The organism is Streptomyces mutabilis, from assembly GCF_014649815.1.
Classification (GTDB): domain Bacteria; phylum Actinomycetota; class Actinomycetes; order Streptomycetales; family Streptomycetaceae; genus Streptomyces; species Streptomyces mutabilis.
Map to the genome: position 1 here is coordinate 288,349 of NZ_BMTT01000004.1, position 22,515 is coordinate 310,863.

At 74.7% G+C, this 22,515-nt stretch carries 20 protein-coding genes; 10 read left to right on the forward strand and 10 right to left on the reverse strand.

Going from position 1 to position 22,515, the window contains the following annotated elements; translation table 11 throughout:
• Positions 1–209 precede the first annotated feature (209 nt).
• A complete protein-coding gene (locus IE142_RS12095; protein WP_191885728.1) occupies positions 210–1,895 on the forward strand; it encodes a PucR family transcriptional regulator in 1,686 nt (561 codons plus the stop codon).
• Between the two features lie 176 nt (positions 1,896–2,071).
• Entirely contained in the window at positions 2,072–2,845 is a 774-nt protein-coding gene (locus IE142_RS12100) for a hypothetical protein (protein WP_229830383.1), read from the forward strand.
• Positions 2,846–3,000: 155 nt separating this feature from the next.
• Here IE142_RS12100 and IE142_RS12105 read toward each other — a convergent pair whose 3' ends face one another.
• The 4 genes from IE142_RS12105 to IE142_RS12120 all read right to left on the reverse strand — a co-directional run bounded on the left by IE142_RS12105 (position 3,001) and on the right by IE142_RS12120 (position 5,669).
• Positions 3,001–3,639 carry an Rv1733c family protein gene (locus IE142_RS12105; RefSeq protein ID WP_191885730.1) on the reverse strand — a complete coding sequence of 213 codons (639 nt, stop codon included), beginning with the start codon at positions 3,637–3,639 and terminating at the stop codon, positions 3,001–3,003.
• Positions 3,640–4,105: 466 nt separating this feature from the next.
• A complete protein-coding gene (locus IE142_RS12110) occupies positions 4,106–4,930 on the reverse strand; it encodes a rod shape-determining protein (protein ID WP_191885731.1) in 825 nt (274 codons plus the stop codon).
• Positions 4,927–5,295, reverse strand: coding sequence for a TraR/DksA family transcriptional regulator (locus IE142_RS12115; protein WP_191885732.1), 369 nt, complete (start codon positions 5,293–5,295; stop codon positions 4,927–4,929). The genes IE142_RS12110 and IE142_RS12115 overlap by 4 nt, the downstream gene beginning before the upstream one ends.
• 47 nt (positions 5,296–5,342) lie before the next feature.
• Entirely contained in the window at positions 5,343–5,669 is a 327-nt protein-coding gene (locus IE142_RS12120; protein WP_191885733.1) for a TraR/DksA family transcriptional regulator, read from the reverse strand.
• Positions 5,670–6,033: 364 nt separating this feature from the next.
• Here IE142_RS12120 and IE142_RS12125 point away from each other — a divergent pair, with 364 nt between their 5' ends.
• The 4 genes from IE142_RS12125 to secD all read left to right on the forward strand — a co-directional run bounded on the left by IE142_RS12125 (position 6,034) and on the right by secD (position 10,731).
• Positions 6,034–6,990 (forward strand): HAMP domain-containing sensor histidine kinase, encoded by a 957-nt coding sequence (locus IE142_RS12125; RefSeq protein ID WP_191885871.1) that lies wholly within the window; start codon positions 6,034–6,036, stop codon positions 6,988–6,990.
• A 2-nt stretch (positions 6,991–6,992) separates the two neighbouring features.
• The gene (locus tag IE142_RS12130) at positions 6,993–7,736 is read left to right on the forward strand and encodes a response regulator (RefSeq protein WP_229830387.1); all 744 of its coding nucleotides are present in this window, start codon (positions 6,993–6,995) and stop codon (positions 7,734–7,736) included.
• Between the two features lie 90 nt (positions 7,737–7,826).
• Positions 7,827–8,318, forward strand: a complete 492-nt coding sequence (locus tag IE142_RS12135; RefSeq protein WP_191885734.1) for a hypothetical protein — start codon at positions 7,827–7,829, stop codon at positions 8,316–8,318.
• 73 nt (positions 8,319–8,391) lie between these two features.
• Positions 8,392–10,731 (forward strand): protein translocase subunit SecD, encoded by a 2,340-nt coding sequence (gene secD, locus IE142_RS12140; protein WP_191885735.1) that lies wholly within the window; start codon positions 8,392–8,394, stop codon positions 10,729–10,731.
• Between the two features lie 19 nt (positions 10,732–10,750).
• Here secD and IE142_RS12145 read toward each other — a convergent pair whose 3' ends face one another.
• Positions 10,751–11,590 (reverse strand): GntR family transcriptional regulator, encoded by an 840-nt coding sequence (locus tag IE142_RS12145; protein WP_191885736.1) that lies wholly within the window; start codon positions 11,588–11,590, stop codon positions 10,751–10,753.
• 226 nt (positions 11,591–11,816) lie between these two features.
• Between IE142_RS12145 and IE142_RS12150 the strand changes: the two genes are divergently transcribed.
• Both IE142_RS12150 and IE142_RS12155 read left to right on the forward strand, forming a co-directional pair.
• The gene (locus tag IE142_RS12150) at positions 11,817–12,662 is read left to right on the forward strand and encodes a (2Fe-2S)-binding protein (protein ID WP_191885737.1); all 846 of its coding nucleotides are present in this window, start codon (positions 11,817–11,819) and stop codon (positions 12,660–12,662) included.
• Between the two features lie 256 nt (positions 12,663–12,918).
• Entirely contained in the window at positions 12,919–13,971 is a 1,053-nt protein-coding gene (locus IE142_RS12155; protein ID WP_191885738.1) for a DUF2637 domain-containing protein, read from the forward strand.
• A 47-nt stretch (positions 13,972–14,018) separates the two neighbouring features.
• Here IE142_RS12155 and IE142_RS12160 read toward each other — a convergent pair whose 3' ends face one another.
• The 3 genes from IE142_RS12160 to IE142_RS36525 all read right to left on the reverse strand — a co-directional run bounded on the left by IE142_RS12160 (position 14,019) and on the right by IE142_RS36525 (position 18,506).
• On the reverse strand, positions 14,019–14,402 hold the full coding sequence (locus IE142_RS12160) for an ATP-binding protein (protein WP_191885739.1): 384 nt from the start codon (positions 14,400–14,402) through the stop codon (positions 14,019–14,021).
• Between the two features lie 143 nt (positions 14,403–14,545).
• Entirely contained in the window at positions 14,546–16,288 is a 1,743-nt protein-coding gene (locus IE142_RS12165; protein ID WP_191885740.1) for a pyruvate dehydrogenase, read from the reverse strand.
• A 28-nt stretch (positions 16,289–16,316) separates the two neighbouring features.
• Entirely contained in the window at positions 16,317–18,506 is a 2,190-nt protein-coding gene (locus tag IE142_RS36525) for a protein phosphatase 2C domain-containing protein (protein WP_229830389.1), read from the reverse strand.
• A 288-nt stretch (positions 18,507–18,794) separates the two neighbouring features.
• Here IE142_RS36525 and IE142_RS12175 point away from each other — a divergent pair, with 288 nt between their 5' ends.
• Together IE142_RS12175 and IE142_RS12180 are read left to right on the forward strand one after the other, a co-directional pair.
• Positions 18,795–19,778, forward strand: coding sequence for a helix-turn-helix transcriptional regulator (locus IE142_RS12175; RefSeq protein WP_191885873.1), 984 nt, complete (start codon positions 18,795–18,797; stop codon positions 19,776–19,778).
• 62 nt (positions 19,779–19,840) lie between these two features.
• On the forward strand, positions 19,841–20,329 hold the full coding sequence (locus IE142_RS12180) for a DUF456 domain-containing protein (protein ID WP_191885741.1): 489 nt from the start codon (positions 19,841–19,843) through the stop codon (positions 20,327–20,329).
• Here IE142_RS12180 and IE142_RS12185 read toward each other — a convergent pair.
• The gene (locus IE142_RS12185; protein WP_229830390.1) at positions 20,326–20,928 is read right to left on the reverse strand and encodes a methylated-DNA--[protein]-cysteine S-methyltransferase; all 603 of its coding nucleotides are present in this window, start codon (positions 20,926–20,928) and stop codon (positions 20,326–20,328) included. The two genes, IE142_RS12180 and IE142_RS12185, sit on opposite strands and share 4 nt — an antisense overlap.
• Positions 20,925–22,337, reverse strand: a complete 1,413-nt coding sequence (locus IE142_RS12190; protein WP_191885874.1) for a bifunctional transcriptional activator/DNA repair enzyme AdaA — start codon at positions 22,335–22,337, stop codon at positions 20,925–20,927. Before IE142_RS12190 ends, IE142_RS12185 begins: the two co-directional genes overlap by 4 nt.
• Positions 22,338–22,515 lie beyond the last annotated feature (178 nt).

A 22,515-nucleotide genomic window follows, 5' to 3' on the forward strand; every position in this document is an offset into this window, starting at 1 on the left:
GTGGAGTGCGCTCAGTACACCGCCCGCTGCTCCACCGGAGTCAGTCGCAGAAACCATGAAGGAGTTGGCTGGCCAGGGCGGTCATCTTGTAGATTCGTATGAAAGGAGGCTCTCGGAAACCTCCTTGTTTTCCACTGGTCCCTCCGGAAATCGGGCGACACGGCCGCGTGACCTGGAACACTTCGAGACAAAGAACGGCGGCGACGAGAATGCGGCTGCGCGCACTGCTGGACACCGACGCGCTGGGCCTCAAGCTGCTCGGCGGCGAGGGCGAGCTGGACCGCTCCGTGCGGGGTGTGATGACCACCGACCTGCGGGACCCCAGCCGCTACCTCTCGGGCGGCGAACTGGTCCTGTCCGGTCTGGCCTGGCGCCGGGACGCCGCGGACTCAGACCCGTTCGTGCGCATCCTCGTGCAGGCCGGTGTGGCCGCGCTCGCCGCCGGTGAGGCGGAGCTGGGGGACGTGCCCGAGGATCTGGTGGTGGCGTGCGCGCGGCACCGGCTGCCGCTGTTCGCGGTGCACGAGTCGGTGGCCTTCGCGACCATCACCGAGCACGTGGTCCGGCAGGTCTCGGGCGAGCGGGCCGGGGACCTTGCGGCCGTGGTGGACCGGCACCGCCGGATGATGACCTCGGGCCCGGCGGGCGGCGGCCCCGACGTGGTCCTCGACCTGCTCGGCTCCGACCTGGACCTGCGGGCCTGGGTGCTGTCGCCGACCGGGCGGCCGGTCGCCGGACCGAAGGACGCCGGTCCCGCCCTTCCCACCGAGGTGTGCGCGAAGCTGGCGGCGGAACATCTCGCCGCCACCCGCACGGGCCGGCGCGCGCCGCACCGGGTGCCGCTGGGCGGGACGACGTACAGCCTCTTCCCGGTGCGCGGCACCGGACGTGCGCCGCGGAGCGCGGCCGGTACCGGCCGCGACGTGCGGGAGACGGTGCTGTCGGAGTGGCTGCTGGTGGTGGAGGCGGACGCCGGGGACTGGGCCGAGGAGCGGCTCGACCTGCTGTACGGCGTCACGCAGTTGATCGCCGTCGAGCGGGACCGGCGGGACGCTGCGCGCACGGTGCGGCGGCGGCTCGCGCAGGAGGTTGTGGAACTGGTGCAGACGGGCGCGGCGCCGGCCGAGATCGCGGCCCGGCTGCGGGTGGCGGCGCCGGTGCTGCTGCCGGGCCTCGGCGCCGCTCCGCACTGGCAGGTGGTCGTGGCCCGCGTCGAGTGGGAGGACGACGAGGCGGAGACCGGGCCGGTCGCCCAGACGCTGCTGGAGGAGATCCTCGTCGACCCGCTCGCCACCGGCCCCGAGCACTCCGACCGCATCGCGGTGGCGCACACCGGCGAGGAGGCCGTGGCCCTGGTGCCGCTGCCGGCGGTCTCCACCGAGCACGACGGCTCGGAGACCGGCATCCTCGCGGACGCGCTGCTGGAGTCCGTACGGGAACCGCTGTCGGCCGGGCTGGACGGCGACGGGCGGGTCACGCTCGGCGTCAGCGCGGCCGTGCACTCGGCGGAGGGGCTGCGCGGCGCCCTGGAGGAGGCCCGGCACGCCCGGCGGGTCGCGGCGGCGCGCCCCGGCCGGGTCTGCGCCGCGGGTCATCAGGAGCTGGCCTCGCACGTCCTGCTTCTCCCCTTCGTCCCCGACGACGTGCGCCGGGCCTTCACCGCCCGGCTGCTGGACCCGCTGCGGGACTACGACCGCCGCCACCGGGCCGAGCTGATCCCGACCCTGGAGGCCTTCCTCGACAGCGACGGCTCCTGGACACGCTGCGCCACCCGGCTCCACCTGCACGTCAACACGCTGCGCTACCGCGTCGGACGGATCGAGCAGTTGACGGGGCGTGACCTGTCGCGCCTGGAGGACAAGCTGGATTTCTTCCTGGCACTGCGGATGAGCTGAGGCGCGGATCGCGCGGACGCCCTGCCCGGCGCCGAACCTCGGCGACGGGAAGTCCCACGACTTTGTGAAAAGTTTCACCCATCCCCTTGGCCCGGCCGCCGTATCCGTGCTGAGATGCCGCCACCACTCGAGAGCTCGATGGCGTGCTAGGGGAGGGCGACGTGGCGCATTCCGCCATGGCTGGTTCTGGTTGGGGAACGACCGAGGGTGACGATCCGCTCCAGACCGCCGTGTGGCGGTTGCGTTCGCGCGCCTGCTGGGCGGATGCGGCGGCCCTGCTGGAGCCGGTCACCGCGGCGGCCGCGCTGCAGCGGACCGCGCTGCTGGTGGAGCGGTGCCTGTACACCGAGCAGGGCTGGGCGGACGCCGAGGACGCGCTGCGCACCGCCGAGGCGCTGGCCCACAGCGACGAGGAGCGCGGCGCCGCCGCCTGCGAACGCGGTCAGCTCGCGTACGCCGCCACCGTGCACGGGGTGCGGGACCGCGCCGACGAGGCGCGGGCCGCACTGGGCCGTGCGGCGGCACTCGTCCCGCCGGGGGCCGCGGGCCGGGCGCTGCTGGACTTCCGGCGCGGGCTGCTCGCGGAGAACCTGACCCGGTCGCCGCAGGCCGCCCGCGCGGCGTACCGACGGGCCCACGCCGGCGCCACCGCGCACGCGGATCCGCTCCTGCAGTCCTTCACCTGGCGGCATCTGGCCGGACTGGCCCTGCGGGAAGGGGAGTTGGCCGAGGCGCGGCACGGCTTCGGCGAGTCGCTGCGGATCCGCGAGGAGCTGGGCTACCTCGTCGGCACGGCGCCGGCACTGGTGTCGCTCGCCGACGCGGAGTCCGAACCGGAGGCGTCGCGCCTGCGGGAGGAGGCCCGACGGCTGTTCAAGCTGCTCGGTGGTGTGCCGACGTGGCTGGCCCGGCATCTGGCGCCGCCCGAGGCGGGCGCGGCGACGGCCTGACTGCCGTGACGGCTGACCGGCGTGCGGGCCGGTCGCCGTGGCACCCGATGCCGTCACGCTGACCGTCGTTGCACCCGGCCGCCGTGACGGCCGATCCCGTGCGCAGGGCGGCGCGGTGCCGGCGGCGGGCGGCGCGGCGAGCTGCCCGACGGCCGTCACGGGGCCCTGCTCCAGCGCGGGGCGGTGTCGGCCCAGGCGGCGTCCCATCCGGCCAGGTTGCGGCGGTGCAGGACCAGCCCGGTGACGCCGTGGACCGCGAGGCCGGTCAGGACGACGCCCAGGTAGGCGAGGATGGCCCAGCCCATCGTCCGGCTGCGGATCTGGTCGGCGGTGAGCGGCGGCCCGGTGATCTCTCCGGTCGCGTCGACCCAGACGAGGACGGTGCTGTCCGCGGGGAGCCCCGGCTCGACGTCCGTCTTTCCGGTCCTGGCCGTCCCGTCGGGGCCGGTGAAGCGGACCTCGACCGGATACCGGGTCTTCCTCCCCTCGTCCGAGCCGGGCTCAGGGTGGCGCGGGGCGTCATGGACGAGGACCGCGGGACGGTGGTCCCGGGTCCGGGCCTCGTGCGCGGCGGTGCTCCGGTAGTGACGGTGGACGGTGTCGCCGACGGCGTACATCGCCGCCGGCGCCGCCGACAGCACCGCGAGCACCAGCCCGAGGGCGATCCACGCCTGCACGCGGTCGGTACGGCGCCGCAGGGGGTTGCGTCGCCACCGCCACAGCAGGAGGTGCGGGTCCCCTCCGCGGGCGGGATCGGGGGGCGGTGGCTGGGCTCGAGGTGTCTCACCGGCCACGGTGGTGCTCCTTCCTGGCTCGAAGGCAGCCGGATCGGGGCCGTCGGTGCGGGGTGGCGATGACGGCGGCGGGTGGGGGGGCGGTTCGGGGGCGTGGTCCGGGCGCGGGAAGTGTCGGGGCGGGCGTACGGAGCGAGGCGGCGTACGGCTCGGGCGGTGGACGACCCGGCGAGCGCCGGTCCCGGGAGTGTGGCCGGCGCCCGCCGGGTGGCTGGGCGGGTTCGCGGTCGTGGGTCCGACGGTGGAGAGCCGGGCACGCACCGGCACTCGTCCGGGCCCGCGGTACGTCGCCGCCGAGTACGTCGCCGTCGAGGTGGCGGCGGAGCCCGGTCGCCGCACCGCTCCCGCGTGCCGATCCCCCGCAGGCCCGCAGGCCCGCAGGCCCGCGAGGAGCGTCGGACTAGGGCACGCGGCGTCGGGCAGGTCCCCGGCCGACGGCACCGGCGTCCCGGCGTCCGCCGGGCCGTCAGTGCGGGAGTTCGTCCGGTGGGTCCGTGCCCGCGGTGGACGGGTGGGAGTGCGCCGCCCCGAGGAGCTCGGCGGCGCCGCGCACGGCGGCGGTGTGCGGAGCCGGCACGGCGCGCAGGGGGACGTGCAGTATGCGGGCGAGGTCGCAGGTGATCTCGGGGCGCAGGGCGCCCCCGCCGGCCAGCAGCGCTCCCCTGCCCAGGGCGTCGACGGTGAGGGACGTACGGTTTTGGCGCAGCATCGAGGTCGTCATGTCGGCCACCGCCTCCCCGATCCCCCCGGCCGGCGTGGCCTCGCCGAGGTCACCGGTGCCCAGCGCGGTGCGGCGCGCGTCGAAGACGGCGCCGTCCACCAGGAGTACCACCTCGGTGAGGTGCGCGCCGATGTCGATCACGAGCAGCGGCCGGGCCAGGTCCGCGCCCGCCGCAAGGGCCACGGCCCGCGCGCTGGGCACGGTCGGCACACTGCGCGGGCGCAGCACCTCCACGGCCGTACGGGCCTCGTTGCGGAAGGCGTACCCGTCCAGCACCGGGGCGGTGACCACCACCAGGGGACGGGTGAAGCGGGGCAGCCGGTGGCCCAGCAGCCGGTCGAGCATCCGGGCCGTGCCCGGAGTGTCGACGATGGAGCCGCGCTGGATGGGATACACCGCGCCGGCGCCCGGAAAGGTCACGGTCGGCACGTCGAGGATCATCCCCCGCCCGGCGACCCAGGCACGGGTACGGGCACTGCCCATGTCGAGGGCGACTCCGGTGCAGTGCCGGCACATCGGCCAGGGCCGGTGCGGGGCACGAGCGGTACGGGACCGGCGGACCACGGTCATCGTCCCGCCTCCCGCACCTGCTGGCAGCGAGCGCAGTAGCGGGCCTGCGGCACGATCATCAGGCGCTCGCGGTCGACGGGACGCCGGCACAGGTGGCAGCGGCCGTAGCGGCCGTCCGCCAGGCGGGCGAGGGCCGCCTCGACGTCGGCGAGGACCATGCGCGCGGAGACCGCGAGTTCGACCCGGACCTCGGTCTGCGCGGCGCCCGGCCGACTCGGCTCGCCGGCGCGGGACGGGACGGCCGCGATCTGCCGCAACTGCTCCTCGCGGAACCTCCGCTGCTCATGGAGGCTCTCCTCGAGCGCGGCGAGGTCCGCGGGCGACAGGCGTGTGTCGCGGTCACCGATGATCTGCTTGTTCACCACGTCATTCCTTGGGCAGGGCGGGACAGGAAGACTGGGACGGACGACGGTCAGGCGGCGGCGCGACGCTGGCAGGCGACGCAGTACCGCGTGTACGGGAGGATCTCCAGCCGCTCCCCCGGCACGGGCTTGCCGCAGCCCATGCAGGCGCCGTAGATGCCGGCGTCGATACGGGCGAAGGCCTCGTCGATCTCCTTGAGCACCCGCTCGATGGCGGCCTGCTGCGCGGACACCAGCTGGTCGTCCGCCTGGCCGCCCTCGCTGAGGGCCTGGAGCTGGGTCATACGGGTGTTGCGGGCGTGTTCGAGGCGCTGGCGTGCCTCGTGAGCGGTCAGCCGCTCGGGGCGGGGTTCGATGCGGGAGGCGTCGAGCGACACGGTGCGTCCTTTTCTCGCAGGGTTTAGCGGGTACGGCGAGCGCCGGGCCGAACGGGCCCGGCCAGCCTCAACCATGGCCAAGGCGACCGGGGAAACCCATCGGGCGCAGGCCCCATTTGTCCGGGGGCCGAGGATCCACTCGGCGGGGCACCGACGTCCCGGAACGGGTGCGCGACCACCCGGAAATGGGGGTCGGAACCCATCGACCCGACGGCTCCCGGCGAGGCACGCTGGTCGCTTGCTCGGTCGCGACCGGGGCCCGCTTCGCCGGACGGGCCCCGGGGACCGCGGCTCCCGCCGGTGCGCGATGACCGACAGTGAAGGCGTACCAGTCGACGCGTCGCAGAAGGAGGCGTACCTCCCGGTGTCCCTGTTCTGGCGGATCTTCGGGCTCAACTCGGTGGTGCTGGGCTTCGCCACGGCACTGCTGCTCTGGGCTCCGGTTACCGTCTCCGTTCCGGTGCTGCTGACCGAGGCCGTCATCCTGGTGGGCGGCATGGGCGTGATGCTGGTGGCCAACGGCGCCCTGCTGCACTGGGGCCTGGCGCCCCTGGACCGGCTCACGAAGATGATGACCACCGTCGACCTGTTGCGCCCCGGCCAGCGGCTCCCGGTGTCCGGCGGCGGTGACGTGCCCGAGCTGATCCGCACCTTCAACGCCATGCTCGACCGGCTGGAGCACGAGCGGGCCACGAGCAGCGCCCGTGTGCTGCTCGCCCAGGAGGCGGAGCGCCGGCGTATCGCCCAGGAGTTGCACGACGAGGTCGGGCAGAGCATGACCGCGATCCTGCTGGTGCTCGGCCGCGCCGCGGACGACGCCGACGAGCCGATGCGCGCGGAGCTCCAGCAGGCGCAGGAGATCACCCGGGAGAGCCTGGACGAGGTCCGCCGTCTGGTGCGCCGGCTGCGGCCAGGCGTCCTGGACGACCTCGGGCTGATCAGCGCGCTGTCCTCGCTCACGCACGACTTCGCCACCCACACCGGGCTGCGGGTCGTCCGCCGCTTCGACTCCGATTTGCCCACGCTGGACCAGGAGACCGAGCTGGTCATCTACCGTGTGGCGCAGGAGAGCCTGACCAACGCCGCCCGCCACGCGGACGCCGGACGCGTGGAGGTGAGCGTCGGCCGGGCCGACGGCGCGGTGGCCCTCACCATCGCCGACGACGGCCGCGGCACCGCCGAGGCGGTCTGCGAGGGCGCCGGCATCCGCGGCATGCGGGAACGGGCCCTGCTCATCGGAGCCACCCTCGACATCACCTCGGCAACCGGCGCCGGCACCCGCATCCGGCTCACCGCACCCGTCCCCAGGAAGCAGCCCTGACCATGTCCGACCCGTCCCTGCCCGACCCGTCCCTGCCCGACCCGTCCCTGCCCGGGACGGCCCCGTCCGCCCCCTCCGCGGCGCCCTCGTCCGCCCCGGCGAGGATCCGCATCCTGCTGGCCGACGACCACGCGCTGGTGCGGCGCGGGGTACGGCTCATCCTCGACCGGGAGCCGGACCTGGAGGTCGTCGCCGAGGCCGGGGACGGCGCGGAGGCCATCGACATGGCACGGGCACACGCCGTGGACCTGGCGGTCCTGGACATCGCGATGCCCCGCCTGACCGGTCTGCAGGCGGCCCGTGAGCTGGCCGCGCTGAAACCGGGGCTGCGCATCCTGATGCTGACGATGCACGACAACGAGCAGTACCTCTTCCAGGCGCTGAAGTCGGGGGCCTGCGGATACGTCCTCAAGTCCGTCGCCGACCGCGATCTGGTCGCCGCCTGCCGGGCCGCGGTGCGCGACGAGCCCTTCCTGTACCCGGGTGCGGTGACCGCCCTGATCCGCAACTACCTCGACCGGGTCCGGCACGGCGAGGAGAACGCCGACCACATCCTCACGCCCCGGGAGGAGGAGGTCCTCAAGCTGGTCGCCGAGGGCCACTCCTCGAAGGAGATCGCGGAGATCCTCTTCATCAGTATCAAGACCGTCCAGCGGCACCGGGCGAACCTCTTGCAGAAGCTCGGCCTGCGCGACCGCCTGGAACTCACCCGTTACGCCATCCGCGCCGGGCTCATCGAGCCCTGACCCACCCCGGACCGCCCGGGGCTCCGGCCGCCCACACCCCGGCCCGGGCCCCGCTCCGCCCACCCGCCACCCACACGAAAGGGACGGTGCATGCGCCCCACACCTCGCACCGCCCCCGCACCAGGCACCACCCCCGCCCCGCCGATCGCCGCCCCACCCCGCGCCACCCCAGCCCTGCGCACCGCCCCCGCACCCCGCACCCCGCCGAGTCACCGGCTCGCCGCGACGCTCACCGCGCTGCTGGCCGTCCTGCTGACCCTCGTCCCGGCCGGTCCCGCGGCCGGTGCGGGCCTCGCTCTGCCGGCAACGGTCCCAGCGGCGACGACCGTTCCGCGACCGGACACCGGTTTCCGCGCCGACGACGGCTGTGCCACCACCTGCGCCACCCAGGTCAGGGCCCGGCACGACCACCTCGGTGAGCGTCCGGCGCCCCCGGACCGCCTCGCCACGGCCACGCGCCTGACGGGCGTCGCCCCCGCCGCTCACCGGCGGGCCACGGCGGCGCCCGGTTCCGTGCCCGCCTCCCCCGGCCGCACGAGCCACGACCGCGGACGGGCGCCTCCCGCCTCCTCCGGCACCTGAGACACCCCGTCCTTTCCTTCTTCCGCCGCGGCCGCGCTGGGCCGCCGCCGTGGCATGCCTGCCGGAGGCCCGTGTGAAACGTTCCCGTCCCCGCTCCCGCGCCCACTCCCTGAGGGGGCGTGCGCTCCTCGCCCTCCTCGTACTGGCCGGGGCCGTGGCCATCGCCTTGACCATGCCGATCCGCCTCGGACTCGACCTGCGCGGCGGCACCCAGATCGTGCTGCAGACCAAGTCCACCAAGACCACCAAGGCCGACCGCGAGGCCACCGACCGCACCGTGGAGGTGCTGCGCGGCCGTATCGACGCACTCGGCGTCGCCGAACCGTCCATCGTCCGCTCCGGCGACAACCGCGTCGTCGTCGAGCTGCCCGGCGTGCAGGACCCGAAGCAGGCGGCCGACGTGCTGGGCCGCACCGCGCAGCTCACCGTGCACTCGGTACTCGGTGCGGCCGAGACCACCGAGAAGGGCGCCGGGACCTCGTCCGATGAGGACGGCGAACGGGTTCTGCCGGACGAGGACGGCCAACCCCTGCGGCTGAAAACCCCCACGCTGACCGGTGAGGACGTCAAGGGCGCCGACGCCCGCTTCGACCAGCAGGGCGGGGCCGGCTGGCACGTCACCGTCGACTTCGAGGACGCGGGCGGCGACCGCTGGGCGAAGGTGACCGGCGAGGCCGCCTGTCACCCGGCCGGCGACCCACAGCGCCGGGTCGCCATCGTGCTCGACGAAAAGATCATTTCCTCGCCGCAGGTCGACCCGTCGGTGTCCTGCGGGGCGGGTATCGCCGGCGGCTCCACCCAGATCACCGGCTCCTTCGACGACGCCGAGGCCCGCGAGCTGGCGCTGCTCGTCAAGGGCGGCGCCCTTCCCGTACCGGTCGAGACCATCGAACAGCGCACCATCGGCGCGACCCTCGGCGACGAGGCGATCTCGGCCGGTGCCTGGGCCGCCGTCGTCGGCACCGCGCTCACCGCGCTGTTCATCGTCGTCGTCTACCGCCTCATGGGCGCCCTCGCGACCGTGGCCCTGCTCTGCTACGGCCTGATCTCGTACGCCGCACTGGCCGCGGTCGGCGCCACCCTGACCCTGCCGGGCCTGGCCGGCTTCGTCCTGGCCATCGGCATGGCGGTGGACGCCAACGTCCTCGTCTTCGAACGCGCCCGCGAGGAACAGGCCGCCCGGACCCGCCCGAGCACGCGCTCGTCGCTGACCGCCGGCTTCCGCAGCGCCTTCAGCGCGATCGCCGACTCAAACATCACCACGCTGATCGCCGCCGCCCTGCTGTTCTTCCTGGCCTCCGGCCCGGTGAAGGGCTTCGGCGTCACCCTGGGCATCGGTGTGCTCGCCTCCATGATCAGCGCCCTGGTGATCACCCGGGTGCTGGCCGAGTTCGCCGCGAGCCGCCCGTCGGTCTTCCGCCGCCCGCACATCACCGGCATCTCGACCACGGGCCCGGTCCGCGACGCGCTGCTGCGCCGCGACCCGTTCCTGATGCGCCGACCGCGCCGCTGGCTGGCCGTGTCCGCGGTCGTCCTGGTGGTGGCCGGCTCCGGCATCCTGGTCCGCGGCCTCGACTTCGGCATCGAGTTCACCGGCGGACGGCTGATCGAGTACTCCACGGCCACCCAGGTCGACGCCGACCGGGCCCGGGACGCCCTAGCCGACGCGGGCTTCCCCCGTGCCGTGGTCCAGTCCTCCGGCGACGGCGACCTCACGGTGCGCACCGAAGAGCTGACCGACGCCGAGGCGGAGACCGTCACGGGGGCCGTCGGCGCGCTGGGCGGCGAGACGGAGAAGGTCCGCGACGAGCTGATCGGCCCCAGTCTGGGCGAGGAACTGCGGCGGGACGCCCTGCTCGCCCTGGGGCTGGCCCTCGGCGCGCAGTTGCTGTACCTCGCCTTCCGGTTCCGGTTGCTGTTCGGCACCGCGGCGGTCGGGGCGCTCGCCCACGACGTGGTGATCCTGGTCGGTGTCTTCGCGTGGCTGGACAAGCCGATCGACGGGGTGTTCCTGGCCGCGCTGCTGACCGTGATCGGCTACTCGGTCAACGACTCGGTCGTCCTCTTCGACCGCATCCGGGAGTTGCTCGGCGGCAAGGACCGCAGGACACCGTTCGCCCGGCTGACCAACCGGGCGATCCTGCAGACCCTGCCCCGGACGGTCAACACGGGTACGGGCGCGGTGCTCATCCTCGCCTCGCTGGCCCTCCTGGCCGAGGACTCGCTGACCGACTTTGCCCTCGCGCTGCTGATCGGTGTGGGGGTCGGGACGTACTCCTCGGTGTTCACCGCCTCTCCGCTGGCCATCGAGATGTACGACCGAGGCAACGGGTCCCGGCGGTCCCGCCGCGAGGGGCGGGCCACGGAGAAGGCGGTGCCGGCGAGCCGCACGGAACGGCAGGAGGTCTCGTAGCCGGCCCTGAAGGGAGCGCTCAGGGCGCCGCGCCGAAGTGCTCCTCCACCAGGGCCCGCACCACGTCCTGGTCGCCGGCGATCAGCGCGTCCAGCAGTGCCGTGTGTTCGTGCGCGTCGGCGATCAGGTCGGCCCGTCCCCGTGCCGCGGGGGTGCCGGCCGGCGGCCACTGGGCGCGGCGGTGCAGGTCGCCGGCGATCCCGACGAGCTGTTCGTTGCCGGCCAGCGCGAGCACCGCGCGGTGGAAGGCGCGGTCGGCCTCGGCGTAGCTCGCCGGGCAGCCGGACGACGCGGCCCGGACGGTGGCCTCGGCGAGGGGGCGCAGCCGTGCCCACCGCTCGGCGGGCACCGTACGGGCCAGGCGGAGCCAGACCGGGGCTTCCAGCAGTGCCCGGACCTCGGAGAGCTCGGCCCGTTCCCGGTCGCCTCGCCGGACGACGCGGAAGCCGCGGTTGGGGACGACCTCGACGGCGCCCTCCACGGCCAGCTGCTGCATGGCCTCGCGCACGGGCGTGGCCGAGACGCCGAACCGCTCCCCGAGCGCGGGCGCCGAGTAGACCTCGCCGGGTCGCAGCTCGCCGGACAACAGCGCGGAACGCAGGGCGTCGAGGATCTGTCCGCGCACGGAAGAGCGCTGGACGAGGACGCGCGGGCGGGGCGCGGGGGGTTCACTGTGGATGTGCTCACCGCGGGCGGCCCCGACCGGCTCCCCGGTACCGCGGGCACGGCCCCCGGTTCCGTCCCGGCTCGGGTCGCCGCCCCGGTCCCGACCCGGATCCCGCCGTTCCCGGTCCACGTCCTCGGCACCGGGCTGCGCCGGGACCCGCGCCGCTGCGGACGCCGCCGAGGGCTCGGCCATACCGACGGCCCTGACGTGTCCCGCTCCCGTCCCTCCGGGACCCTGCGCGCTCGGCTTCACGGGTCCTCCTGCGGACGTGTCGGTACTTGAGGTCATTACGGCGGGTTGTCACTTGTCCGTCAGCACCCTAAAGGCACGGGCCGTCAGTTCAAATCCCGAGGATCTTCGGTAAGGTAAGGCTTACCTCAAGCAGCCCGTTCGTTCCGACGTGGATCGGTGGTCCCGCATGCCTGTCACCCGCACGGCCCTCACGGACGCCTACGCGCGCCTGGCCGAGGTCCTTCCGGGGCTGGGCGTCACCGAGCTGGATCCGGCCGGCGAGGTCCCGGCCGGGGGCGGCTGGGTCACGGCCGGCTCGCTCGCCGCGGGCGGGGCGGAGCTGGAGGCGTTCCTCGCCTGGGACGACGCCCAGGTGCTGCGCGACTACGGGCAGCGGGCCCGCCCGGACGTCGTGGCGAGCTTCGGCCTGCACCGGTACGCGTGGCCGGCCTGCCTGCTGATCACCGTGCCGTGGTTCCTGCACCGCCGGGTGCCCCGCTACCCCGCCACCCACGTCGCCTACGACCGTTCCGCCGCCGGCCTCCCCCTCGGCCGGATGGCCGTGCGCCCCGCCGGCTTCGCCTGCCTGCCCGGCGACCCGGCCGCCGCCCTGCCCGGGGCTCGCGTGGCCGCCGACGAGGAGGCACTGCGGGTGCAGGTGCGGGCCGCGGTCGCCGAGCACCTGGAGCCGGTACTGGCCGGATTCGGCCCTCGGATGCGGCGGCGCGGACGGGCCCTGTGGGGCATGGCGACCGACGAGGTCGTCGAGGGCCTGTGGTACGTCGCCCATCTGCTCGGCGAGCAGGAGCGGGCCCGGCACGAGCTGGAGCTGCTGCTGCCGGGCGCGACCGAGCCGTACGTCGGCGACGCGGCGTTCCGCGAGCTGACCGGACCGGACGGCGAACCGCTGCACACCCGGGACCGCGCCAGCTGCTGCATGTTCTACACTGTGCGCCCCGAGGACACCTGCGCCACCTGCCCGCGCACCTGCGACGCGGACCGCGTCGACAAGCTGCTCGCCGCGGCGGGCTGAGCCGCCCCCGGACGAGAAGGCCTACGCTGTTCCGGAACTTCCCCGTGCGGCACGGGAATTTTCCCCGGAACCACCCGTGCGGGTATTCTTAGTCGAACTCAACTCCCGCCCCTCATGCGGCAGTTCGAGCAGAACGCCGCCCTGGGCACTCCCTCACACCCCCTTGGCGGCCTCTTGCCCCGAAACCCCCTGAGGGCCGCTGGGTTTGGGCCACCATGGCGGGCGTTACGCCCTATCCCAATGCGAGGGACCCCAGATGAGATTGACCGACATATCGCTGAACTGGCTGCTTCCGGGCGCCGTGCTGCTCCTGGGCATGCTGGCGGCGGTGGCGGTGCTCGCGCGAGGCAAGCGTTCCTCGGGGAAGGACGCGGGCTCGGACGACTCGTGGGAGCGCATGGAGGAGCGGCGCCGACGCAAGGAAGCCCTCTACGGCAGCGTCTCGTACGTCCTGCTCTTCTGCTGCGCCGCGGTCGCCGCGGCGCTCTCCTTCCACGGTCTGGTCGGCTTCGGCGAGCAGAACCTCGGGCTGAGCGGCGGCTGGCAGTACCTGGTCCCGTTCGGGCTCGACGGTGCGGCGATGTTCTGCTCCGTCCTCGCGGTGCGCGAGGCCAGCCACGGTGACGCGGCGCTCGGCTCCCGCATACTCGTGTGGACCTTCGCGTTCGCGGCGGCGTGGTTCAACTGGGTGCACGCGCCCCGCGGCATCGGTCACGCGGGCGCCCCCCACTTCTTCGCGGGCATGTCTTTGTCGGCGGCGGTCCTGTTCGACCGCGCCCTGAAGCAGACCCGCCGGGCGGCGCTGCGCGAGCAGGGCCTGGTGCCCCGTCCGCTGCCGCAGATCCGCATGGTCCGCTGGGTGCGGGCCCCCCGGGAGACCTACCGTGCCTGGTCGCTGATGCTCCTTGAGGGCGTGCGCAGCCTCGACGAGGCGGTCGAGGAGGTGCGCGACGACCGGCGCCGCAAGGAGGAGGCGAAGCAGCGCCGGCGCGAGCAGGAACGTCTGGAGCGGGCCCAACTCAAGGCGATCAGCCGGGGCCACGGCCACCGGGGCTTCCCCGGGCGCGGCGGCCGGCAGGTCGAGGTCGAGGTGCAGCAGGTGGAGCGCGGCACCGAACGGGCCACTGCGGAGCCTGCCATATCGACCCCGGAGCCCTTGCCCGTACGCCGGCGGCCCCCCTTGCAGCCCGTTCGGAACGGAGCTGACCCGGTCACCGTCGACCTCACCGCGGAGGACGACACCCAGGCCCTGCCGCGTCTGGACTCCCTGGAGCGCAAGCTCAAGGACCTGGAGCAGCAGTTCGGCTAGCCGCTCCGTCCGCTGAGGCCGCGGGGCGCCGGGATCCCGGCGCCCCGTCACGCCGCCTCGGCGTCCAGTTCGAACCAGACCGACTTGCCCACCTCGCGGGGCCGCACTCCCCAGTCGTCGGCGAGGGACTGCACGAGGAGCAGCCCCCTGCCGCCCGTGCTCTCCTCCGGCCGCGGGGTGCGCGGCCGGGGCAACCCGTCGGCGTGGTCCCGCACCTCGACGCGCAGCGCGCGCGGGCCGACCGTGGCGGTCAGGACCGCGCCCTCGTCGGTGTGGACGAGCGCGTTGGTGACGAGCTCGCTGGTGAGCAGCTCCGCGATGTCCGAGCGCCCGGGACCGCCCCAGTGGCGCAGCAGCTCACGCAGCGCCCGCCGGGCTTCGGGCACCGCCCGCAGGTCCGCCCGCCCGAGTCGTCGCCTGAGCTGTGGCACCGCCTTCCTCTCCATGTCCCCCGTCCGCGTGGTGATGTCGTTTCCCTCCCTGTTCGAACACCTTTACGCGGGAAGCCTTGCCCGTTCGGGCCCCGGACAGTCCTGTGAATTCGTGCCGCTTCACACAGCGGGCGCCCGTTCGGTCACGGCCGCGGCACGTTCCGCAGGTTCGAGCGGGCCATCTGGAGCATCCGCCCGACACCGCCGTCCAGCACGATCTTGGATGCGGACAGGGCGAAGCCGGTGACCATGTCGGCGCTGATCTTCGGCGGGATGGACAGCGCGTTGGGGTCGGTGACGACGTCGACCAGGGCCGGCCCCTTGTGCTTGAACGCGGCCTTGAGCGCCCCGGCCAGGTCCTTGGGCTTCTCCACCCGCACCCCGAAGGCGCCGCAGGCCTCGGCGACGGCGGCGAAGTCGGGGTTGGCGTTGGACACGCCGTGCGAGGGGAGCCCCGCGACCAGCATCTCCAGCTCGACCATGCCGAGCGAGGAGTTGTTGAAGAGCACGACCTTCACCGGCAGGTCGTGCTGGACGAGGGTGAGGAAATCGCCCATCAGCATGGTGAAGCCGCCGTCGCCGGACATCGACACGACCTGCCGGCGCCGGTCCGTGAACTGGGCGCCGATCGCCATCGGCAGCGCGTTCGCCATCGAGCCGTGCGAGAAGGAGCCGATGATGCGGCGCCGGCCGTTGGGCGAGATGTAGCGGGCGGCCCAGACGTTGCACATGCCGGTGTCGACGGTGAACACGGCGTCGTCGTCGGCCATCTCGTCCAGTACGGCGGCGACGTACTCGGGGTGGATCGGGACGTGCTTGTCGACCTTGCGGGTGTAGGCCTTGACCACGCCCTCCAGCGCGTCGGCGTGCTTCTTCAGCATCCGGTCGAGGAAGCGGCGGCTCTTCTTCTCCTGCACCCGCGGGATCAGGCACCGCAGGGTCTCCTTCGCGTCGCCCCACACCGCGAGGTCCAGCTTGGAGCGCCGGCCCAGGTGCTCGGGCCGGACGTCGATCTGGGCGATCTTCACGTCGTCGGGCAGGAAGGCGTTGTACGGGAAGTCCGTGCCGAGCAGGATCAGCAGGTCGCACTCGTGGGTGGCCTCGTAGGCCGCGCCGTAGCCGAGCAGGCCGCTCATCCCCACGTCGTACGGGTTGTCGTACTGGATCCACTCCTTGCCCCGCAGGGCGTGCCCGACCGGGGACTTGATCTTCCCGGCGAACTCCATCACCTCGGCGTGCGCGCCCGCCGTGCCGGCGCCGCAGAACAGGGTGACCTTGTCGGCGTCGTCGATCAGCCGCACCAGCCGGTCGATCTCCTCGTCGCCGGGCCGGACGGTCGGCCGGGAGGTGACGAGGGCCGTCTCGGCGGCCTTCTCCGGCGCGGGCTCGTCGGCGATGTCACCGGGCAGGGAGACGACGCTGACGCCGCCCTGGCCGACGGCGTGCTGGATGGCGGTCTGGAGCAGCCGTGGCATCTGCTTGGGGCTGGAGATCAGCTCGCTGTAGTGGCTGCACTCGCGGAAGAGCTGGTCGGGGTGGGTCTCCTGGAAGAAGCCGAGGCCGATCTCGCTGGACGGGATCTGGGAGGCGAGGGCGAGGACGGGGGCCGCGGAGCGGTGGGCGTCGTAGAGGCCGTTGATGAGGTGGAGGTTGCCGGGACCGCAGGAGCCGGCGCACGCGGTGAGCTTCCCGGTGATCTGGGCCTCCGCCCCGGCGGCGAAGGCGGCCGTCTCCTCGTGCCGCACGTGCACCCACTCAATGCCGGAATGGCGGCGCACGGCGTCCACCACCGGGTTGAGGCTGTCGCCGACGACTCCGTAGAGGCGCTTGACTCCGGCACGGGTGAGGATGTCGACGAACTGTTCCGCGACGTTCTGTTTGGCCATGGCTCCAGCTATGGCACACCGAGCGGCGTCACGCCTCCCAAACGGCGGCGGCCGTACGGTCGTCGGCGTAACCCTTGACCCGGACGCGGCTGTCGGCGAGGAACTCCGCGAGGCCGGGCGCAGGGCGGCCGGACCACCGCCGGGCGAGGAGTTCGCCCAGCTCGGGCTCGTTGAGCAGCGGCTCGGCGAATCCCGCGGTACACATCAGCAGCACATCACCCGAGCGGGCTACGGAGGCGCGGAAGCGGAAGGGTTCGCGGGGCGGCTCGGCGGGCGGGTCGTAGTACGGGCCGGGCGGGGTGGTGACGCCGAGGTCCACGGTGAGCCGGTCGCCTTCGGGCGTCTGGGCGGGCGGCGGCCCGAACCCGACCACGGGCTCGCCGGTGACTTCGCCGGCACTCGGCTCCATGTTCTGCCAGGTCCCGTCCCGCAGCCGGAGCAGTCCGCCCGCGCCGACGCCGAAGTACACCCGCGTGCGGCACTCGGGGTCGGCGGGCAGCAACAGGCAGCGCAGGGTGGCCGCGTACTCGTCGGGGCTCAGTCCTTGGTCGGCGGCGCCGGCGCGGAGCCGGCCCAGACTGCGGTCGGTGAGGCGGTGCAGCCCGGACTTCAGGTCGCCGCGCCGGGCGGCCCGCAGGTCCTCCCCGAGCCGGGCATGGCTGCGGCCCACGGCCCGCCCGATCCACCGGCACACCTCGACCGCCGCCAGGTGCGCGCCGGCGGTCGCGCGGGCCCCGGTCGCCATCGCCACCAGCACCAGCGCCTGCTCCCCCGCGCCGAAGCGGGCGACGAGCAGCGCGTCCCGGCGCGGGTCGCCCCGGTAGCGCGCGGAGTCCCCCCGTACGGAGACGGCACGCAGGGTGCAGCTCCCGTACCGGGCACCGTCCAGCACGGTGTCCGCCACCAGTCCGTCCAGCCCGTCCGGGTCGGCGGGCGGCAGCGCGGTGGGTTCGGCGTCGTAGGTGGGCGGCCCGGAGCCGACGTAGTGGCGGTCGGAGACCACGGTGCCCGGGGCGGGATCGGGCGGGTCGGACGGGTCGGACGGGAGGAACGGCGGGGGCAGCGGCGGCAGACCGAGGGCGGCCCCGGCCGGCGGCGGTGGCCGGAACCCGCCGGGGACCGGCACGGAGCCACCGGCGGACGGCTCCGAGAGATCGGTGTTCCCGGTCCCCGCGGTCGTACGCCCACGGAGCCACACCCGACGCCCGCCCCCCTTGGGCGGTACCACCGGCGCGGCGGACGGCACGATGCCGTCGGACGGCGGGTCGGCCAGGGGCTGCGCGGAGGCGGGCGGCTGCGCGGGGGGCTGCGCGAGGTCGGACGGCGGGCGCGCGGGGGGCTGCGCGGGGCCGGACTGCGCGTCGGTCGGGGATCGCGGCGGGTCGGGCGCCGCGTCGACCGGAGACAGCGCGGAACCGGACGGCGCGTCGACCGGCGGCTGAGGGGCACGGGACGGCGGCCCGGCCGGAGACTGCGGAGCACCGGACGGCGGGTGGATCGGGAACTGCGGAGCACCCGACGGCGCGTCGACCGGAGGGCGCGGGGCAGCGGACGGCTTCGCCGGGGGCCGTGCGGGACCGGTGGGCTCTTCCGCGGTCCGCGCAGGGCTGCCTGACCGCTCACCCGCCGGGCGAGGCGGAGAACCGGCCGCCGCTGCCCGATGCGGCGCGGGCCCCGCCGACCCGGCCATGGGCCGCGCGGGGCTGGGCCGCTCGCCCGATGGGTCCTCGGCGCCGGGTGGCTCGGCCGCGGGCCGGGCGGGGGCGGGCTGTCCCGCTCCCGGCCCGGTGGAGGCGGGCTGTCCTGCTTCTCGCCCGGTGGGAGTGGGTGGGAAGTTCGCCGGTCCGGTGGGTATGGCGGGCGGGGGCTCCCACGGGGCCCGTGGCGGAGGCGAGCCGGGTCGGCGCGGCGCGGTGTCGGTGGGCGGTGGGGGCCCGGTGCGGGGAGCGCGGGCTCCGGCGGACGCTGACGTCACCCACCAGGGCGGGGCCGGGCGTGCCTGGCCGTCGGCGGGCAGCGGACGGTCCGGCGGCGGGGATGTCTGTCCGCCCCGCAGGTCGTGGTCCGGGCCGCGGGCCACCGTCCCCGCCGCCGAGGCGAAGCGGTCGTCCAGGGAATCGGGCGCCGTCGTGGGGCCGGTGTCGTCGGCGGAGTCGTCGTACAGCTGCGCCCACCAGTCGTCGTCATGACCGGCGGGACTTCCCCCCTGCTGACTCATGCTCCTGATTGTCCACCGACGGAGCCGGATGAAAACGGGGCATCCGGAAAATCCGCGCCCACCTGCGCGCGCCGGACGGCGTGTCGGGGGACGGCTCGAACGGTGTTGCGAGGTGGGGTGGCCGAGCGGCCCCACCCCCCACGGGAGGACCGCTCGGCGACGCCACCTTGGCAGAGTGACCGGCGGTACGGCGATGATGTCCCGAGGCGGGTTTGTGCCGTGGCCGTTTTCCGCCACGGGGCGGCACCGCAGGTGGTGAGGTTCGTGCTCGGGGAGGGGCGACGGCTGATGCTGGGAGTGCTGGGGCTGACGGAGACGCACGAGTCGGCGTACCGGGCGCTGGTGGCCGTGGGCGCCGCCGACGTGCCCGATCTGGCCCGCCGGCTGGCGCTCGGCGAGCAGGACACGGAGCGGGCGCTGCGCCGGCTGGAACAGAACGGCCTCGCGGCCCAGTCCTCCGCCCGGCCCGGCCGCTGGGTGGCCGCGCCGCCGGGAGTGGCGCTGGGCGCGCTGCTCACCCAGCAGCGCCACGAGCTGGAACGGGCGGAGCTGGCGGCGGCCCTGCTGGCGGAGGAGTACCGCGCGGCGGCGGCCGAGCCCGCGGTGCACGACCTGGTGGAGGTGGTGACCGGCGCCGGGGCGGTCGCCCAGCGCTTCGTCCAGCTCCAGCTCGGGGCGAGCGAGGAGGTGTGCGCGCTGGTCACCGGCAACCCGGTCGCCGTCACCGGCATGGAGAACGACGCCGAGGAGCAGGCCACCGGGCGCGGCGTCCGCTACCGCGTGGTCGTGGAGCGGTCGGTGCTGGACCTGCCGACCGGCATCACCGAGCTGACCGCCGCCCTCGGCCGGGACGAGCAGGTGCGGGTGGTGGACCGGGTGCCGACCAAGCTGGTCGTCGCCGACCGGTCCCTCGCCCTGGTGCCGCTCACCGCGCACTCCTCGGAGCCCGCCGCGCTGGTCGTGCACGCCAGCGGCCTGCTGGAGCTGCTGTCCGGGCTGTTCGAGGCGGTGTGGCGGGGGGCGCTGCCGCTCCGGCTCGGCGCCTCGGGCGTGACCGAGCACGGCCCGGACGGTCCCGACGGGACCGACCTGGAGATCCTCTCGCTGCTGCTGGCCGGCCTGACCGACGCGAGCGTCGCCAAGCAGCTCGACCTGGGGCTGCGGACCGTGCAGCGCCGGGTGAAGCGGTTGATGGAGCTGACCGGCGTCACCACCCGCCTCCAGTTGGGCTGGCACGCGTACGAACGGGAGTGGGTGGCCAGAAAGCGCTGACCGTCGCGGTCCGCCCCGCCCGCGCATCTGCGGACCGCGCCCGGTTCCGGCACGCTGGACAGATGGGCGCGTGGGACCTCCTGCTGTCCGGACTGGTGATCCTGCTCGGACTGTGCGGGGTGCTGTTCCCCGGCATGCCCGGGTCTTGGCTGGTGTGGGCCGGGGTCCTGTGGTGGGCGTTGAAGGACCCGCGGCCGCTGGCGTGGGCCGTGCTCGTCGGCGCCACCGTCGTCCTGCTCCTGTCCCTTGCGGTGCGCTGGGCGTTGCCGTCCTCCTGGCGGCGGACGCGGGCGGACGACGCCACCCGCAGGCTGATGCAGTACGGGGGCGCGGGCGCGGTCCCCGGCTTCCTCCTGATACCGGTGATCGGCGCGATACCCGGTTTCATGGGTGGCATCTACCTCGCCGAGCGGCTGCGGCTGGGCCGGCACGGCGAGGCGATGGCGGCGCTGCGGACCGCGATGCGCTCGGGCGGTGCCGGCGTGCTGACGGAGTTCTTCGCGTGCCTGCTGATCACCGGGGCGTGGCTGGGGGCGGTACTGGCCGGCTAGCGGGGCGTCGGCCGGGCGCCCTCCAGGGCCAGCAGCCGCGTCTTGCGCTCCAGGCCGCCCGCGTACCCGGTCAGGGAGCCGTCCGCGCCGATCACCCGGTGGCAGGGGCGCAGGATCAGCAGCGGGTTGGCGCCGATCGCGCCGCCGACGGCGCGTACCGCCGGCCGGGAGGCCCCGATGCGCGCGGCGATCTCGCCGTACGTCGTGGTCGACCCGTAGGGCACGTCGTCCAGGGCGGCCCACACCCGCTCCCGGAAGGCGGTGCCCTCGGCGCGCAGCGGCAGCCTGAACTCCGTCAGCTCTCCGGCGAAGTAGGCGGCGAGCTGCTCCTCGGCGGCCCGGAAGGGCCCGGCGTCGTGCCGCCACGCCTCCTGGACGCTCCGGCCGCCCTTCTGCCCGGGCACGGACAGGGAGGTGAGCGCCCCGTCCGGGCCGGCGGTGAGGAGGAGCGGACCCACGGGGCTGTCCACCTCGGTCCAGTACGCCGTGGTCGGGTCGGCCGTCGCGGCCGTCGTCTTGGTCCCGGTCGCGGCCGTAGTCCTGATCACGGTCGTGGTCTCGGTCGTGGTCTCGGTCGTGGTCTCGGTCGTGGTCGTCATCGGTCGTTCCCCCACTCTCCTGCTGCACGCAGGTGGTTCAGGGCGTACGAGCGCCAAGGGCGCCAGGTGTCGGGCGGGTCCGCACCGGGCGGGGCGACGTCCGGGTCGCCGAGGGCGCGGGCGCGGACGGCGGCCGCCGTGGCGGCGTCCACGCCGGGGACGGCGAGCAGCGCCCGCTCGGCGTCGTCCCGGTCAACGCCGGGGTCGAGGCGCACGGCGCCGTCGGCGAGGGCGGTGGTGAGGGCGCCCAGGGTGCCGTGCGGCTCGGCCTCGGCGAGGACGCCCGGTTCGGGGAAGAGGTGGCTGAGGGTGCCGCACGGCGCGTCCAGCGTCTTGCCGTACCGCGCCACCAGCCGCTCGGCCTCCGCCCGCCCCACCAGGGCGCGTACGGCGAACTCGTCGGGATCGGCGGTGCCCGGCGAGCGCAGCCCGGGGCGGGCGGCGACCAGCGGGGCGAGACGGGGCTCGGCGCCGAGCCGTTCGTCGACCGCGTACGGGTCGGCGTCGAGGTCGAACAGCCGGCGCAGCCGTTGTACCGCGGTGGTCAGGTCACGCAGGTCGGTCAGGTGGAGGCGGGCGTCGAGCCAGCCACCGCTGCCGGTTGGCGGCCGGCCCGGACGCTCGTCGACGGCGACGATCCCGGTGCCGTACGGCAGCCGCAGCGTGCGACGGTACACGCGGCGGCCCTTCGCACCGCTCACCTCCTCCACCCCGGCGACGGCCTCCTGCTGGAGCAGGTCGAAGACCGGCCCGGCGTGGTAGGGCCCCCGGTGGGCGAGCCGCAGCGGGAGGCCGGCGGACGGGGCACCGGCCCCGGCGCGTGACCGGGCGGGCGCGGCGGCGCGCAGCTCGCTCGGGGTGGCCGCGTACACGGCCCGGATCGTGTCGTTGAACTGCCGGACGCTGGCGAACCCCGCCGCGAACGCGATTTCGGTGACCGGCAGGCCGGTGGTCTGCAGCAGGACGCGCGCGGTGTGCGCCCGCTGGGCGCGGGCAAGCGCCACGGGCCCGGCGCCGAGTTCGGCGGTGAGCTGCCGCTGCACCTGGCGGGCGCTGTAGCCGAGCCGGCCGGCGAGTCCGGCGACGCCCTCCCGGTCGACGACGCCGTCGCCGATCAGCCGCATGGCGCGACCCACGACGTCGGCGCGGACGTTCCAGTCCGCCGAGCCCGGCACGGCGTCCGGGCGGCACCGCCGGCAGGCCCGGAATCCCGAGCCCTGCGCGGCGGCGGCCGTCGCGAAGAACCGCACGTTGCTCCGCTTCGGCGTGACCGCGGGGCAGCTGGGCCGGCAGTAGATGCCGGTCGTCTCGACGGCGAAGAAGAACGCCCCGTCGAACCGGGCGTCCCGGCTGCGTACGGCCTCGTACCTGCTGTCCTGCGCCTTCTCGTGCGCCACGTCGTCCGTCATCACGCCGTCCAGTCTCCGTCAGTACGGAGGTCCGGGCTGGCGGAAATCGGACATCGCGTCGGAAGACGTGACGCCGGTCGCCGGCCCGCACGGGCGCTCCCCGGCCGCCCCCCGGAGCCGGCGAGGCGGCGGAGCCGGTGACCGACGACAGCACCGCCGCCGGAACCACCGGCATGCT